Genomic DNA, 17,321 nt, shown 5'->3' with positions numbered 1-17,321 from the left:
GTGTGTCGGTGTCCCGGAATGCTTCGGGCAGCCGGATTCTTTTGTGTCTCCCCGGGAGCGCATAGGGCGGCTGAGCTCCCGCTTAGGGGAATCGGAAAGCCGGGTTCAGGAACCGGGCCTATTCACCAAGGGCAGTCGCACTAACTTAGCGTTCCTCCACGGGGCTTCCCATACCCGCTGCTTAGGGCTTGGAACCGTGGGCTGTATCCGGGGATACTACGGGCAGCCGAGTTCTTTTGTATCTCCCTGGGGGCGCATAGGGCGGCTGCGTCTCCGCTTAGGGGAATCGGAAAGCCGGGTTCAGGATGACCGGCGGACTTCACGTCCGACGGGCAAGAGCCTCTGAACCGGGAACACATCACGTGTTCCTGGTGAATAGGCTCGGTTCCTGAATCCGGCTTTCCGATTCCTCTTAACGGAGACCAGCGCAAGCCCTCCGCGCTCCCAGGGAGATACAAAAGAACCCGGCCGCCCGTAGTATCCCCGGATACCGCCCACGGTTCCAAGCCCTAAGCAGCGGGTACGGGAAGCCCCGTGGAGGAACGCTAAGTCAGTGCGACTGCCCTTGGTGAATAGGCCCGGTTCCTGAATCCGGCTTTCCGATTCCTCTTAGCGGAGACCAGCGCAAGCCCTCCGCTACCCGAGGATGAGATACAAAATCGCCATACTCACCGGCTGATGCGCAAGATAGATCAGCAGGCTCCTTCTACCGACCGCCTCCGCCGCCGGAATGTGAATTGTAAGAGCGGAATCCCACCCTTTTCTTTTTATGATTTCCCACAGGAAATATCCCGTACAGAACAAAAAGAACCAGGGAAAGATCGGAAAATAGTCTCCTGATGTGAACCCGTCAAAAGGAAATCCAAGGCAGGTCAGGAATTTCAACCGATAGAGCCCTTCCGGTATCCGAATCATTTGATATGTGCCCAGACCCAGATATCCGTTTCCGACCGGCCTCGTCAGCCAAAACAGCCCAAAGGCCGCCGCCGCACCCGCGTATGGATTCAGGCGGCGCAGCAGGCGGTCCAACGGGATCATCAGCCAGACCGCACATCCCATAAAATTCAGAATTCCAAACCATACGGTTTCCGACGGTACCGCGATACCGGTCACCACAGTGACAGCGAATCCGCACACATTCAGCAGGGCGCCTCTCTTCCAGTTATTCCTGCTAAAATGCCAGGCCAATCCGGCCACCAGGATAAAGGTCCAGCAGATCTCCTGCTGCCACAGAGTAATATACCATTGTCCATACCAGCTCCGGTCGTAACCGTAGACGATAAACACATCATACAGAAAATGAAAAATCACCATCTGAATCAACGCGATCCCCCGGACCCCGTCCAATACCCAATATCTCTTTGTATCCGTTTTCATCTGTTCTTCCTCCTTGTTGCCGGCTCACTATGATACTAGCAGACAAGAAGGTAATTCTATTACAGTTGGAAAAACGAGTACCGTTATTGGAAAAATTCACAAAAAATCAGCTGATATACAGCAGGACATCCGCCCGGAATCTTCCCTCCTTGTAGGAAAAGCGCACCTCCCCCGAATATTTCCCCGCAATTCTCTTTACATTATCCAGCCCGATTCCATGATTTACCCGGTCATGCTTTCCGGTCAGAAGGCGGCCTTTCGCCTCCCTGATGTCCCCCTCATAGGTATTTTCCACGCACACCAGCAGGATTCCCCGGTCCAGCTTCATCCGTACCGCCAGCTTTCTCTCACGGCAGTTTCTCAACGCGTCAACTGCGTTTTCCAGTAAATTTCCCAGGATCACATTGATGTCGAAAACCGGGAATTCCAAAGTTTCGGGAATCTGGATATCCGTACAGATTTCCGTTTCCAATTCCCGCGCATCCCGAAGGTAGTAATTTATGATACTGTCGATGGTTTCATTGCCGGAGGAGACAGTCTCCTCCTCACCCTCCATGAACTCCTGCATCCGGTCCAGATAATCCAGCGCCCCTTTCTGATCCTGCGCGCAGATCAGTTCTTTTAACATCCTCGTATGGTGCTTCATATCGTGCCGCAATCCCTGCATTTGACTCTGGGTCCGGTGAATCACGCCGAATTCGTTGGAATACATCTGAAGCTGCCGTTCCAGTATCTGAACCTTCTGTTCCCTCTGCGTATACACGATTCTCTCCAGGAAAAGCTCCAAAAGCAGAAACAACAGAACCGAGAAAAAGTCCAGCAGCATTTTCTGCCATTTCAAAACCGGATAATGATTCAGAAATACATACCCCAGAACCTGCCCAAACAGAATCCGGATGGCTTCCTCCATTACCACTACTCCCCATTTGCGGCGCAGGCTTTCTTTATAGGTCAACGCCGTTCCCGGCAGCAAAATCATCCATAGTATCCAGTCCACATCGGTCGGCAGCGTAATGCTGCAAAATGTACTGATCCCAAGGCACAGCAAATAAAAGATAATTTCCCGTTTTTTCCCCGCCCCGGAACTGTCCAGAAAGATCCCCAGGAAGCGGATTACCGCGTATATGCGAATTGCATTGATCAGAAAATTTACCAGGTTGATATAATTCATTGGCGTTCCCCTTCCGCATACTCCGACAGCAGCTTCCTTCGCACTTCATTCCGGTATCTCTGGCTCACCGGCAGCTGATCCCCATTTGCCATTTTTATGCTGTCATACCGATATTCGATTACATAGACGGAATTGATGACATAGGATTTGTGTATTGTCCAGAACCCCTTATACTCAACTGCCGCCTCCACGTCCCGCATTCTCCCATAAAACTCTTTCACACCGCCTGACTGCACTACCCGGATCTTCTTCCCGTCACATTGAAAATACAGGATGTCCTGGTACAGCACCCGATACAAAGTGCGGTCACTGGTAAATGAAAAAAAGTCTTTCTGCTTCCGGGTCAGCGCCAGATACTGTCCCACCTTCTCGCAGATGCGCTCCTCACTCAGAGGTTTAATCAAAAAATCCATCGGCCGCACCGCAAACAAATGCATCGCATAGCTCTGCCGCGAAGAGATATAGACGATCTGCGTTTTTTCATTCCTCAGCTCTTCACGGATCATCCTGCCGATGTCCACACCGCTCAGCCGTTCCAGCCGGATGTCCAGAAAGATCAGATCGAAGCTGCTCACCTTCACCATATAGTGATACAGCGCTTCTCCCGTGTAGAATAGTTCCACCCGGATATCCAGGCCTTTTTGCCGGGCGAATTTTATGACCGCTTCCTCTATCTCGGAGCAGGTTCCCGGTTCATCATCGCAGATTGCTATCTTTAACCGGAATTCCTGATCTTCTTTCGCATTTTCTATATGGGAACCTTCATCCATTGCTTCTATTTTTATCTCTTCCATCGTATCCGTCCTCTGTTTTGAGTCCTTACAGGGCTGCCGATAAGTAGAAGGGAACTTGAAAAGCTCAAGTCCCCGGTTACTGTCCGACTATATTTTATCATGCCGCCCCATCTGATTCAATCAAAATGGACATGTCCCAAACCGATTTGGACATGTCCCCTTTTGGTTTCTTTACTCACTCTACCAGAACCAATACCTTTTTTTAATCAGAAGGCAGGCCACCAGCAACATTGCGGCGACTCCCCCCAAACCCGCAAATATCACACCCGGAACCGTGCTCTTTGCCATGTTTTTCTGCGAGAACAGATAGCTTCCGCCCTCATCGATGATTATCTCGCCACTCTCCTGATTGACCATTTTCATCCGCTCATACTGATCATTTTCTTCTATATAAATATAACCATTATAATCCGTCAGCTGGATTTCCTGATCATTATAAAAATGCAGATAGATCGGACCGGGCAGGCTCCTGCCGTCATTTACCGCCAGCAGATATCCATTCTCATTTTCCACAATCTGATAATTCAAGTCCACCTCATGGTTCGGATTCAGGATTTCAGATCCGTCAATGCGCACCTGATATTCTTTCCCCTGTATAATCAGGGTATCCCCGGTATTATGGAGAGCTTTCAGCAGATGTTTGTCCAGATAATTCAGGTCCTCCAGTTGTTTGTATATGACTTTAGCCAAATGATTCACTCTCTTCCCCTATGATTGCGCCTCTATGATTGCGCCTCTAAAATTGGATTCCCAGCTGGCTCTTCAGATAATCCAGATAGCTCATCTGGGCATAGGTTATCCTGGTTTCCGCCAGCATCCCGCTCATCAGGTTTATTTTCTCGCCGGTATGACTCAGAAGATAATCCTGATTGGGAATAATACGTATTTTAAAAATAGCGCTGTCCGTCTGTTCTTCGATGGTTACGTCGCTGTCTATAGAATCGACGGTTCCATACAGACAGCCATACGTACTCTGAGAAAGCCCCTTTACGACGATCTGTACCTCATCCCCTTTTTGAATCCTGGGTCTGTCCTTCGCCTCGATCCGGCTCACGATCACATAGCTGTCTCTTTCATTATTAATGCTGCCCAGCTCTTCCCCTTTGAGAATCTGAGATCCCGTCTGATAATCCCGATTCAGGTGAATAATGCCCGATTCCAGCGCCCGCAGTGGTTCCGTTTTATCTTTCAGGTAAAATATTGCGTCTCCCCGGTCTACATAACTTCCCTCTTTGACCAGAAGATTTGCGATCTCCCCGTATTCCTGGGCCAATATCGAAGTTTTATTTGCCCCCTGGACCACGCCTTCCCCGCTGATTACCAGTACCCTTGGAAATACGGACATCCAGATCCCGGTAATAATAAGAGCAGCGGTCACCACCACGATCAGCAGGTATCCGAAACGGGGAAATTTTGCCTGATACAACAGGGCGCTGTCCGTCAAATCTTTCATTGTCCGCACTTGTCTACTCATCCGCACCAGCTCCTTTAAAGATCCCCTGCTGCATGTTCCAGAGCTCGTAATACCGCCCTCTCTTCTCAAGCAGTTCCCCGTGGGTCCCCTGTTCTATGATACTGCCTTCATCCATCACCAGAATCTGGTCGCAATCTTTGATCGTGGCCAGCCTGTGCGCGATGATCAGCATGGATTTATCCTTAAATTTGTTATAAATCATATCAAAGATCAGGCTTTCCGCGCCAAAGTCCAGATTGCTGGTAGCTTCATCCATAATATAAAAATTGCTGTCCTTTAAAAATGCCCTAGCCAGAGCAAGCCTCTGCTTTTCCCCGCCGCTTAGACCATTCCCCGCCTCCTCAAGGTAAGTATCGTACTGTAACGGCAGCTTGTTGATAAACCCTTCCGCATCGGCTTTTTTCGCCGCGGCCTTCACCTCTTCCCTGGTAGCGTCCATCTTCGTCACACGAATATTATCAAATACACTCCTGGAGAAGAGGGATAACTGTTGGGGTACATAAGACACAAGCTTTCGTAATGTTTCGACACGTATCTCACGCAAATCCATTCCATCAATTCGGATATCTCCTTCCTCTGGCTCATAATATTTGAGCAGAAGCTTGGCAATGGTCGATTTGCCGCTTCCGCTGCTGCCTACTATGGCCACCTTTTGACCTTTTTCTATATGGAAGGACACATCCTTGAGCACAGGCTTCCGGTTCCCGTACCGGAATGTGATATGGTTTACACAGATATCCCCTTCCACGGTTTTCAGTTCCTGATAGTAACCGTCTTCCTGTTCCCTGTCGCAGTCCATAATTTCCGCCACACGCCGCATGGAAATCGAAGCTTCCTGAATCTGCAGCTGAAGTTTAGCCAACCGGTTAATGGGATCCATAAAATATACGGATAAAGTTCCGAACGCCATCAAAGACCCCAGCGTCAGCCCTCCCCGGATCACCATTTTCCCGCCGAAATACATAAGTAAGAGATTCCCAACGGAGATAATCAGCGATGACACATGCTCCTGCACATTGGAAAGCATATTCTCCTTCTTATTCATTCGGAGCGTCTTTATATATTCCCGTTCCACCTGTTCCAGCTCCAGGTCCTCCGTAGCATTCCCCTTAATGGTCTCGACGGCCTGCAGTCCCTCGATAATCTGGGAATTCAATACGGAAACCTGCTGCATCTGCTCCTCATTGATCCTGCGGTACGGTTCTTTAAATAAAACCACCAGCATCAGTTCAATCAGCACCAGAAGCGCAATCAGGAAAAACAGTTCCGGGTTCATAAAATAGAGAATAACACCGGTAATTAACGCCAGCGTAATGTCCATAATCAAGGTCAGCGCCACATTGGTAAACATATTTTTAATGGTAAAGGCATCATTGAATCTGGTAATGATGTCGCCGGTCCGGCGCGCCGCGAAGAACTTCATGGGCAATTTATAGACATGCTGAAAATATCCCAGAATCAATGGAATATCTATTTTCTGCGACAGATAGATCATCATCCATTCCCTGATAAATCCCACGATTACCATTGTGATCTGCAGGGTAATAAAAATCAGCACCAGGATCACCAGCGACTGTTCCAGTTCATAGGGAAGGATTTCATCCAGCAATATTTTGTTAAACAGTGAAGAAACAATACCTAAGACAGTTATTACAAAAGAGGCCAATATAGAAAAGAGAAATAGTTTTTTCTGGGGCAGCAAAAGTTTCAGGAAACGGGACCACAGGCGGCTTCCCTTTTCCTTTCCCCCCGAGAACCCTTCTGCCGGCTTGATCAGCAGCATGTTTCCCGTAAACATCTCCAGAAATTCGGTCACCGGCATGCGCATCAGATCTTTGGCCGGGTCCCCGATCACTACTTCTGTTTTAGATTTTTTAAATACGACTACAAAGTGGTAAATACCTTCTTTCGTCATCACATGGGCGATACAGGGCAGCGTAAACGGTACAAAAAATCCGCCTTCCTCCACTCTAACGGCCTGACTGACGAACCCCAGTTCCTTTGCCGCTTTGCTCAAACCGACCAGGTTCGTTCCCTTTATATCCGTACCCATGAGATCCCGCAGCTTGGTCACTGTGGTTTCTTTTTTATAATACAGACAGATCATGGCGAGACAAGCGGCAGCACAATCCGTACTGTCCAATTGTTTGACAAAATTATATCTCATACCCCAACCTCTTCTACATTATCCTTTTGTGTTATTTTACATGTTTCGACAATAGCTGCTAACAAACCAGGGATATAATGTCGAAAAAGCGTGGTAAATTTTTATTTTTGAGTAATTATTGATTCAATTTGTACATTTTATACAAATCATTACCATTATATTTCAACACATATGATTACTATTTTATTATTCATATAAGATTCGTTTTTATTTTTTAATATAAGCTTCGTTCTCAACGGGATCATATCTTAAATATAAACTTTCCTCTTATAATAAAGCTTCTTTACTTCCGCTGCTTTTCTTTTACTAACAGGGACATTCTCCTTTTGTTTATCAAACTCCAGTTCAATCCATTCATCCGCTATATTCTTCACATACCGGATATTCACGATAATTCCTCTGTAAACTTCAACAAAATATCTTTCATCCAGGACCTGCTGCGCGTATTTCATCGTCTGATACCAGATATATTCCTTACCGGACACCATCAATATCTGAATCGTATTGCGGAATTTGGACAGGCGGACGATCTTATTCATATCGATTGGAACGTTTTCATACTGCGTAGTAATCGTGATCAGGTTCTCCTTCAGGCTTGTCCTGATATCGTGAACAATCGAATAAGCCCGTCCCATAATCCGGAAAAACTTATCCTTTTGCACCGGTTTCAGGATATAACCGATGGCCTCCACCTCACAGGCATCGTATGTAAAACCCTCATAATTCGTGATATAAATAATTACCAGATTCGGATCATTCTTCCGGACAATCTTTGCGGCGCCGATTCCATTCATTCTGGGCATATCCACATCCAATAAAGCCAGGTCATACTTCACCCTCGTGGCCGCCGAGATAAATTCTAAACCGTCATGGAAAATATCGATCTGCGTCTTAATATCCTTCCCCTGTGAAAACTCCTTAATCAACTTCAAAATCTCCATATTATGAATCTCAGAATCATCACAAACCGCAATTCTATATACCATACCCTGCCGTCTCCCAACATTTACTAATTCTAAGCCTCATTATATCACGGCAAATAACCTGTGTAAATTAGGGAGGGGACTGGCTCCTTGCGTCCGAAACCCCAGCCAGCAAAATACTAAAGGCGCAAGGTGCCTGTCCCCGGATGCCGGCTTAGAATCGTCTATCTGGTTCCTCTTTCACATATAATTACAAAAATATGTCCCGAAAGTATAGTTTGCAGCGGATACTTTCGGGACACGGGAGCAAAATTTAGATGTTGGCTAAGTTGATGTTCATAAATAATATTTTCTATAGTAGAATGTCCTGAAAGTTCTTTTAATGGATACTTTCAGGACATTTTCAATTCATTTTACAATAAACTTAATCTTACTTCCTAAATGAATTAATAATATCTAGAATAAAATCACAAAACCCTCCACCATTAATTTCAATAATGTCTTCTTCTTTCAATAAAGTAATTTTCTCATTTTCTAATTCTTTAAAATCGTTTTTGTGCATTTTTTATTACCTCCTTTTTTCGAATATACCATTTAAAATTTTAAGTTCAAATAATAACAGGACCATTCATTCTTTTTATATGACATTTTAACCTTTTTATTAAAAATCACAAATGGTATGTTATAATATTAAAAACTCAAAGGAGATTTAAGTGAATTGTTAAATTATGTACCTGCGATACTAAATACTATTTTAGATTTTTTAGTAATAAACTTAATCTATAATACCTTCCTTAAATATAAATTCTCTAAATTCAAATATTGCATAATATTTCTTTTAACCACTTGTTTAATATCATTAGTGTCAATTTTGATACCATCTTTTATAATTTCTGATTCTTTAATCGTAATAATAAATTTTTTGTATATTATACTTTTTTATGAAGGCAGCATTTTCAAAAAAATAAAATTATTGGTTTCAACCTTCATAGTTACAAATGCTATTATCCTTCTAGTTAATTTTTCATTAGAATATTTTATGAGTTGGCCATTTACAAAATTATCAAATAACCTGGCTTATACATATTTACAAAAATTCATAAACTTTTTAATCATCTTTGTGATATTCAGTCTTTTTTATATAAAGAATAAATATCGATCAATAAATAGCAAGATTTATACCATTACAATTATTATTCTAATGATTTTAAATATAGTAATTTTAGTTACTACCTTTGATTTTTATGTGGAAGCAAAATATTCCAAAGATTCCTTGGAATCACTTGTATTAGTTATTGTTTTTCTTAATTTTATTATCGTAATCATAACTCTAATATTATTTAATTTATTACAAAACCACTTACTAAAAATGCACGAAACCGAAATAAAAGCCCTAAACTCCGAACGAATGACCGAATACTACAGAAACCTGGCCGGCAACACAGAAGAAATCCGAAAATTCCGCCACGACATGCGCTACCACGCCCAGGTCATCGACACCTACCTGGACCAAGGCCAGACCCTGAAAGCCCGGGACTACCTGAAAACCAACATTGGCCAGCTCAGTTACCGCAACCTCATATACATAGAAGGCCTCCCGGTAGTATCCGCGATACTTTCCGACATCCAGGCCAAATGCAAACAGCTCAATTACAGATTTGAACCAGAAGTATATGTCAATTACATTCCGATGGATGACGATGACACTTCCGTTATCATTGGTAATATTTTGACCAATGCCCTGGAAGCGCTGAAAAAAGACAACACGCAGGACCGCTTTATTCTTTTCGAAATAAAAGCGGCGGCGGAAGTAACCGTGATCTCCTGCCGAAACCATTACATTGGAAAACTGCTGCCAAAAGGGACCCTCTACCGCACTACCAAATCCAATGCCTCCAACCACGGATATGGTCTTAATACGATTCAGGAAAAAACAGCCAAATACAACGGACTGATGGAAATCACAACGGAACATCAAGTTTTCCACATTCAGATCTTCCTGCCGAATAATTATCCACAAGAATCCGGAAATCCACGAAAAACTACTACAATAAACGAGGAGACACCAAACTATGAATCTTAAAACCCATTTCTGCAATCCTTTTCACAGACAAAAGCAACCAAAACACTACCGAATCCTCTGCTGTATATCAGCTCTTTTAACCGCATTCCTGCTGCTGACCGGCTGTACCGGCGCATCCCCCTCGGCATCCGGTGCATCCACGGCCCCATCCGTCCCTTCGGGCACGCTGGCAGTCCACTATCTGGACGTTGGACAGGCAGATTGTACGCTCCTGCTGTCCCAGGATGCCGCTGTCATGATAGACGCCGGCAACAGAGAGGATGCCCAAACCATTCTCCAATATCTGGAATCCCTCTCCATTGACTCGCTGGACGCGGTCATCTTTACACATCCCCACGAAGATCATATCGGAGCCGGGGCCGCTATTCTGGAAAAAATACCCGTTGACAACCTTTACATGAATACGGATACCCCCGATTCAAAAGTATACAAGGATCTGGCCAACACCGCTGACCAAAAGGGGCTTACTCCGATTCACCCCTCGCAGCACGATACCTTTTCTTTCGGAGACTGCCGGCTTGAGTTTCTGCAAACCGGTACTGATTATGAAGATACGAATGACAACTCCCTGATCTTAAAAATAACCCACGGAGATAACCGTTTCCTATTCACAGGCGACGCCGGGCAGGCCCCGGAAAAAGATCTGGCGGAAAGCGGCGTGTCCCTGGAAGCGGATGTCTTTCAGGCCGGTCATCATGGCAGCGAATATTCCAATTCCTATGTATTCCTAAGAGCCGTGAATCCCCCAAACGTCGTAATCTCCTGCGGCAGGGATAATTCCTACGGCCATCCCCACGAAGCCGCGCTCAGCCGCTTCCGGGACGTGGGCGCTACCATCTACCGCACCGATACTATTGGAACTGTCATCGCGTCCAGCGATGGAACCAATATCACCTTTGACCAGCAGGGAATAGAGAGTGACAGGGAGCACACCGATGACGCCAATGGACTTTATGATCTCCCGGAAGCTTCCTATATTGGAAATGTAAATTCAAAGAAATTCCACACGGATGCATGCCCTTCCCTTCCTGCCGAAAAGAACCGGATCTATTTCAATACCCGGGAGGAAGCTCTGGAAGAAGGATACGAACCCTGTCAGAACTGTAAACCTTGAAACATCTCCCAGAAACTACCATTGGCTCTCTTTCTGAATTATGTTATGATCTCTTTGTAACAAATTTGTAATATTTACGTAATATTTAAAGAAAGAGAGGTACTACATATGTATCAAATGGCAGCTATGCTTCTGGCAACTACAATCGCAGGCTCTTCTGCAACCGGCGGAATGCCCGCCGCTGATTTAAATAAAATCTGTAACCAGCTCGGAACCAAAGATTGTCCCATCGTCCAGCAGGTTACCGGAACGAGCCTGGAAGATTTAAAACAGCAGTTAAAAGCGATGGGAATTCAGATCGACTGGAATAATTGTCCTGACTTCAATTTCCCGGGTGTAGAAATGCCCAAACCGGACAAACCCGAAACCGATCAGCCGGAAACTGATAAACCCGATCTCACTCCTCCGGAGACCGATCAGCCGGGTACCGAAGCCCCCGATGAGACTCCCTCCGAAAACAGCTATGCGAAACAGGTCGCGGATCTGGTAAATGAAGAACGGGCTAAAGTGGGACTGGCGCCGCTTACCTTTGATCTGAACATCTCATCCGCGGCACAGACCCGTGCCAAAGAAATCGAGACTTCCTTCTCCCATACCAGGCCCAATGGTTCCTCCTTCAGTTCTGTACTGAAGGAAGCCGGAATCAGCTTCCGGGGTGCAGGAGAAAATATCGCGTGGGGCCAGAGAAGTCCCCAGGAAGTAGTAACGGGATGGATGAATTCCGAAGGGCACCGGGCCAATATCTTAAACAAAAATTACACCTCCATCGATGTGGGACATTACCAGAACAGTTCCGGTACAAATTACTGGACCCAGTTATTTACTTACTAAAACTATATGTCTCATTATCTATCAACCGAATGACATAAAAAATAGTAGCGCTCGAAAAAGCCTCGCTGACTATTTTTTTCATGCATCGCACGTAAGTGCCTAAAATACAGGCACTAAGTGCTCATAGCAATAAAAATATAATTAGTAATCACAATAAACATACGTAGGATAAACTTACCCGAATGAAACAAGACCGCTGCAAAAGGATATTTCCCCATCCTGTTTGCAACGGTCTTGCTTTTGTATGTAATGCTATATTTCATATGCCGTAATTGATATCCTGTTCTCAACAGCTGTCAGCATCAGCCAATAACTGTTCCTGTTCCCTCTCGGCAAGTCTTTCATTCCACCGCTTCATAAAATCTTTCATAAGGCGGTAATAAGCGAACATAAGAGGAATCGTCGCACAGAGCCACGCAAAAGGACTTGCCAGACAGATCACCATATAACTTCCGATTCCCTTACCCACAAACGCCACGACCACACGGGCAAAGAGTTCGCAGCCGCCGGCTATCAGGGGAACAACTCCGCGTCCCATTCCCTGAAGAGCATTCCGGTACACAAACAGCAGTCCCAGAATCCATTCAAAAATACCATTAGCCACCAGATAAATTCCGGCATAGTGCAGGATTTCATCGGTAGGGTCCGTTATGAACAAACGTACCAGCCAGTTACCGGCCAGCAGCATAGTGGCCATAGCAAAGAAACCAAAGATAAACGCCAGCATAACGCTTTTCTTTATCCCTTCCTTAATTCTGGGAATATGCCCCGCGCCCAGGTTCTGCGCACAGAAGGTGGATACGGTGACCCCCAGGGAAGGCAGCGCCTGCACGACCAGCTGCTCCATCTTATTAGCCGCTGTATACGCAGCTACCACAGTGGAACCGAACACATTTAATGCGCTCTGCAGAATAATCGCGCCTACTGCCGTAATGGAAAACTGCAGCGCCATCGGAAGTCCCAGGGAAATCTGATACCTCACACAATTCTTATCCAGACGCCAATGTTCCCTATGTATCCGAAGATTCGGAAACTTCTTCAGCATATAGATCAGGCACAGTACGCCTGCGATCCCCTGTGATAAGATGGTTGCGTAAGCCGCACCCTTTACCCCCATATAAAATACAATAATAAACAGCAGATCCAGAAATATATTCAGCACCGCCGAAATAATGAGAAAGTATAGGGGCGTCTTACTGTCGCCCACAGCCCGCATAATGCTGGCCAGCAGATTATACAGCACGACGGCTCCTGTGCCTGCACAGATGACGATAATATAATCGTAGGCATCCTGGATAATATCCTCCGGCGTATTCATCAACTCCAGAAGCGGACGCATACCAATCATACTAAGAGCCGTAATCACAATTGTGATCACAATGGACAGGACATAGGCCGAAGCCACCGTCTTCTTCATTCCCTCCACATCACCTGCACCGAACCGCTGTGCGGTTAGCACCGTAAATCCCGCTGTAAGCCCAAGCATAAATCCCTGGATTAAAAACATAATCGTCCCGGTGGAACCCACAGCCGCCAGTGCCTGAACTCCCACATATCTGCCCACGATTATGGTGTCAACCATATTATATAACTGTTGAAATACATTTCCAATTAAAAGAGGAACCGTAAACCATAAAATCAGCTTCATCGGGCTCCCCTTGGTCATATCTCTTTCCATGTGAATCCCTCGCTATCCTTCCATATAAATGTATTCTTCCCGATCTCCAGTGAAGTAAAATACGTCTCACTGAATTTCATTGAAGTTAATACAGAATAGCACAGTTTTTTCCAACTAGAAAGAGACATAGTATACAATAATAATTGTATTTTTTCGTTATTATGATCAGATTTCACGTATTAGAAATCAGGTGTAAATAAGACTGGCCATCCGTCCTTCAACGCCTGATATCATCGAGAATTTCTATGGATTCCGCAGTATAATCCTTCATACCCTGGACGTTAATTCCCTGTGCTTTTGCCAGACGGATCTGCTCCAGAATCTCACCGTTTATCACTTCTCCGGGCGCGATCAGAGGTATTCCCGGCGGATATTGATAGACAAATTCTCCACTGACCAATCCGCTGCTCTCCCCTAACGGTACACTCTTTTTTCTATGCTGGTCCGCCTGCCAGATGGACATCACCGTTTCATTCCCCTTCATAGAAGCTCCGGCTCCGGTATCTGTATTCCCCGTCTGAGAATCTTCAACTATAACCGCGCTTTGCCCATCGATCTCCATGAGGGCCTGCGTGAGTCTCTGAAAGCCTTCTTCCGTGTCCGCTATGCTGGTAAGTGCCAGAACATAACCCGGCGTTTCCATTTCCATTTCCAGATGATATTTTTCTCTTAAAAGACCGCTTAACTCTTTTCCGTTTAAATTTGTCCCTCTGGTAGTAATCAGTAATTTTGACAGGTCCAGAGCTACGCCCTCCCTCTTTATCGCATCTTCTCTTGTAAACAGCCGCAGCTTCTCCATCTGTCCCAGCTGATCCCGGACAGCAGTCAGTTTCTGGCAGAAGGAGTCAAACAACTCCTCTTTTCTCTCATTCAACAGCCCGATACAGCTGTCTATACTGGACATCAGCACATAGGACGGACTGCTGGTCTGATAAATACTCAGATATCTGCGAATCTTTTCCCGGTCCGCCAGATCCCCATTCAGATGGATCAGCGCAGTCTGGGTCATGGAAGGCAGTGTCTTGTGCAGGCTGTGGATTACTACATCCGCTCCTTTCCCGACAGAACTCCCGGGAAACCGCGGATCAAAACCAAAATGTGCCCCGTGCGCCTCATCCACAATGAGCGGAATTCCACATTTGTGGACGATTTCCACAACTTTATCCACATTTGACACAACACCGTCATAAGTGGGCGAAGTCATTACTATTGCTTGTGTTTCAGGATTTTTTTCCAACAATTTTTTTAAGTTATCCACAGGTAATCCACAATTTATACCATTTATCGTATCCATTTGCGGCATCCAGTAGATAACTTCCAGCTCATTTAAAAAGGCGGCATGATACACCGCCTTGTGGCAATTCCTTGCCATGATTATTTTACCGCCGCGTGTGGTACAGCCGGCTATCGCACTGAGCAGCCCGGCTGTACTGCCATTGACTAGAAAATGAGTTTCCGAAGAGCCATATAACGCAGCCGCGCGTCCCTGGGCTTCCATCAGAATCCCTTCCGCATGATGCAGGTTATCAAAACCGTCTATCTCCGTTATATCGATACCCATCGGATTATCAAAAGGATACAGCATCTGCCTTTTGTGTCCCGGCATATGAAAACCGTAAAAATCCGAACTGCCATAAGCCTTTAGCCGGGTATACAGATCCCTATTCATCATAATTATAAACTTCCACACCTTCCATTTCCAACTGATCCAGCACACTGGTATCGGTCACCGGATTACCAGATACATCCAGATACGTCAGATTGCTGAGACCGGCAAGCTTGGAGATATCCTGAATCTTATTGAGAGAAATATCCAGGTACTCCAACTGGCCAAGGCTTTCCACAAAATCGATATTAGATATCCCATTTTCAGAAATGCCCAAATGCTTTAAATTCGTCAAATTGGCTAAATTATCCGTATCGCAGTAGAGAGTGCACCAGTTCATATTCAATCTCTCCAGCTGGCTTAACGAACAGATATTTGCAAAATTACTCTCATCAAAGCTGCCGCTGTAGAAATTGATTTTTTTCAGCTCAGGCAGTTTATTTATATTCAAAGCCGACAGATCTATAAAATAACCCAATTCCAGACTTTCCAGGTTCGTAAGCGCGGATAAGTCCGGTATCGTCTCCGCGTAATCCAAATCCACACTGAGTTCTGTCAGGCCGCCGCATTGGGAGATGGGACTCAAATCCTTCAGCGCTTCATTATAAAAAAGATCCAGATATCTTAAATTCGGAAGATCCTGCACACCCTCCAGCGAATTAATTACATAATTCTCTTCAATCGATAATTTTTCCAGGCTGGTTACCGGAAGGATGTCCTCCAGGTTTGTGAAACTGGAATTATACAAATTCAGCTCTTTCAGATTCTTAAATTGATCCAAACCGCTTAAATCTGTAATATAATCGATCCCGATCCCCTCCAGCTGCGGGAAATCTAGAAATACCTCCAGATTGCTGTAGCCATAGACCGTGTTATATAAAAATAAACCTCTTAAATTCTGCATAGCCTTGTAAGAGGAAATATCCTCCAGATATGCTCCGTCCAGCACCAGCCTAGTCAACCCCTTGAAACGGGCCAGGTCCTCGGCCTCCAGATACGTGTCTTCCACATAGGTATAATTCACGTAATCGTCAAAATACTCATCGCTGCCATTATAATCGTAATAATCCCTGTCGCTGAAAAAAATGTCGATACTGCCGTCATCATAGTTATCCGATATCTTTAAATACCGGATCGCACTGATTTCTTCCTCTGTCACAGCCGCCGACGGCTTATCAAAAACTGCCTCCAGCACTTGATCAATTCCGTTATTCGAACTGAACTCTGGGGAAGAATAATTATTTTGCGGAGGCTCCGCCAAAGTATATTCCTGATGGTAGAAGCGGTTTGCCGCATTCTGAAAGGCCATAACCGTCGCCCCGATCAGAACCACTACGACACAGACGCCAAGTATAATCGTAAGCGCCAATTTATTACTCTTACTGGAATTGTAACCAGCCCCTCCTCTTCCCGGAAAGGAATCATAGGGATTATATTGTGAACCGGCCGGTCTGGCTGGTCCTGTATTACCCATACGTGATGTATTCTGATTCGAATTCGGATTTGTGTTCGGGCCCGGATTCGGATTCGTGGAGTAGCGGTTTGAATTAGATGTACTTCCCGCCGAACCCTGTGTATTTTGCTTTTGATACGGAGGTCCCGCATACGTTTCATTATTGGAAGTATTGTTGTTGCCGTAAGTGTTGATTGTCGCCGGTGATCCCTTCTTAGGTTTCACTTTCTTTCCGCAGAAAGTACATTTTTTTGCATTGGGCTCCAGTGGCATCCCGCATTCCGGACATCGGTTATAATCCATATTGATATCTCCTTGTACTTTAGTATATGTATACCTGACTTTTATAAAACGTCTCTCAATATACGGATCTAAAATAATTATACGGATATTTGTAATAAAAAGCAAATAAAACACTAGGTTTCTCAATAAAATATTATAGCCTTTTCATTACTATTGTGAATTAAAAATTGCTGACTCAAAATTAACCATACAGGCTAATTAAAAAAAGGTATATAGCTGTTAAGCTATATACCTTAAGATCCATGAGACATCGGGGATTCGAACCCCGGACAACTTGATTAAAAGTCAAGTGCTCTACCAACTGAGCTAATATCCCACAATGCCCTATATAAGCGGATCTTCCGCTA

Annotated in this window: 13 protein-coding genes, 1 tRNA gene and 1 pseudogene; 3 read left to right on the top strand and 12 right to left on the bottom strand. The window is 45.1% G+C overall.

What is annotated here, in order from left to right:
• Window positions 1-636: 636 nt before the first annotated feature.
• From KTH89_RS21515 to KTH89_RS24940, 8 genes and pseudogenes are all read right to left on the bottom strand, one after another.
• Window positions 637-1,377: a heparan-alpha-glucosaminide N-acetyltransferase gene (locus KTH89_RS21515; protein WP_238723047.1), complete on the bottom strand. Its 741-nt coding sequence runs from the start codon at window positions 1,375-1,377 to the stop codon at window positions 637-639.
• Between the two features lie 106 nt (window positions 1,378-1,483).
• Window positions 1,484-2,539 (bottom strand): GHKL domain-containing protein, encoded by a 1,056-nt coding sequence (locus tag KTH89_RS21510; RefSeq protein ID WP_408639973.1) that lies wholly within the window; start codon window positions 2,537-2,539, stop codon window positions 1,484-1,486.
• 50 nt (window positions 2,540-2,589) lie between these two features.
• Window positions 2,590-3,318, bottom strand: a pseudogene (locus tag KTH89_RS21505) (LytR/AlgR family response regulator transcription factor); the annotation flags it as partial.
• A gap of 204 nt (window positions 3,319-3,522) precedes the next feature.
• On the bottom strand, window positions 3,523-4,032 hold the full coding sequence (locus tag KTH89_RS21500; protein ID WP_158348640.1) for a hypothetical protein: 510 nt from the start codon (window positions 4,030-4,032) through the stop codon (window positions 3,523-3,525).
• Between the two features lie 46 nt (window positions 4,033-4,078).
• Window positions 4,079-4,816 (bottom strand): HlyD family efflux transporter periplasmic adaptor subunit, encoded by a 738-nt coding sequence (locus KTH89_RS21495; RefSeq protein WP_238723044.1) that lies wholly within the window; start codon window positions 4,814-4,816, stop codon window positions 4,079-4,081.
• The gene (locus tag KTH89_RS21490; RefSeq protein ID WP_238723043.1) at window positions 4,809-6,983 is read right to left on the bottom strand and encodes a peptidase domain-containing ABC transporter; all 2,175 of its coding nucleotides are present in this window, start codon (window positions 6,981-6,983) and stop codon (window positions 4,809-4,811) included. Before KTH89_RS21490 ends, KTH89_RS21495 begins: the two co-directional genes overlap by 8 nt.
• A gap of 248 nt (window positions 6,984-7,231) precedes the next feature.
• Window positions 7,232-7,969: a LytR/AlgR family response regulator transcription factor gene (locus KTH89_RS21485; protein WP_158348637.1), complete on the bottom strand. Its 738-nt coding sequence runs from the start codon at window positions 7,967-7,969 to the stop codon at window positions 7,232-7,234.
• A gap of 367 nt (window positions 7,970-8,336) precedes the next feature.
• On the bottom strand, window positions 8,337-8,468 hold the full coding sequence (locus KTH89_RS24940; protein ID WP_275061817.1) for a hypothetical protein: 132 nt from the start codon (window positions 8,466-8,468) through the stop codon (window positions 8,337-8,339).
• A gap of 807 nt (window positions 8,469-9,275) precedes the next feature.
• On the opposite strand from KTH89_RS24940, the gene KTH89_RS21480 reads away from it, so the two are divergent.
• The 3 genes from KTH89_RS21480 (at window position 9,276) to KTH89_RS21470 (ending at window position 11,934) form a co-directional block, all read left to right on the top strand.
• Window positions 9,276-9,989 (top strand): sensor histidine kinase, encoded by a 714-nt coding sequence (locus KTH89_RS21480; RefSeq protein ID WP_238723042.1) that lies wholly within the window; start codon window positions 9,276-9,278, stop codon window positions 9,987-9,989.
• A complete protein-coding gene (locus KTH89_RS21475) occupies window positions 9,979-11,103 on the top strand; it encodes a ComEC/Rec2 family competence protein (protein ID WP_238723041.1) in 1,125 nt (374 codons plus the stop codon). The genes KTH89_RS21480 and KTH89_RS21475 overlap by 11 nt, the downstream gene beginning before the upstream one ends.
• 108 nt (window positions 11,104-11,211) lie before the next feature.
• Complete coding sequence (locus KTH89_RS21470) at window positions 11,212-11,934, top strand: CAP domain-containing protein (protein ID WP_238723040.1); 723 nt, start codon at window positions 11,212-11,214, stop codon at window positions 11,932-11,934.
• Window positions 11,935-12,220: 286 nt separating this feature from the next.
• On the opposite strand, the gene KTH89_RS21465 is transcribed toward KTH89_RS21470, so the two are convergent.
• From KTH89_RS21465 to KTH89_RS21450, 4 genes are all read right to left on the bottom strand, one after another.
• Window positions 12,221-13,612: an MATE family efflux transporter gene (locus KTH89_RS21465; protein ID WP_238723039.1), complete on the bottom strand. Its 1,392-nt coding sequence runs from the start codon at window positions 13,610-13,612 to the stop codon at window positions 12,221-12,223.
• 217 nt (window positions 13,613-13,829) lie between these two features.
• On the bottom strand, window positions 13,830-15,284 hold the full coding sequence (locus tag KTH89_RS21460) for an aminotransferase class I/II-fold pyridoxal phosphate-dependent enzyme (protein ID WP_238723038.1): 1,455 nt from the start codon (window positions 15,282-15,284) through the stop codon (window positions 13,830-13,832).
• Window positions 15,274-16,974 carry a leucine-rich repeat domain-containing protein gene (locus KTH89_RS21455; protein ID WP_238723037.1) on the bottom strand — a complete coding sequence of 567 codons (1,701 nt, stop codon included), beginning with the start codon at window positions 16,972-16,974 and terminating at the stop codon, window positions 15,274-15,276. Before KTH89_RS21455 ends, KTH89_RS21460 begins: the two co-directional genes overlap by 11 nt.
• 243 nt (window positions 16,975-17,217) lie before the next feature.
• A tRNA-Lys gene (locus KTH89_RS21450) sits at window positions 17,218-17,290 on the bottom strand.
• Between the last annotated feature and the right edge of the window lie 31 nt (window positions 17,291-17,321).

Origin of the sequence: Diplocloster agilis (assembly GCF_019042275.1) — a bacterium.
Classification (GTDB): domain Bacteria; phylum Bacillota; class Clostridia; order Lachnospirales; family Lachnospiraceae; genus Diplocloster; species Diplocloster agilis.
The sequence above is the reverse complement of the archived record's forward strand: the minus strand, read 5'-3'. Positions and strand labels throughout refer to the sequence as shown.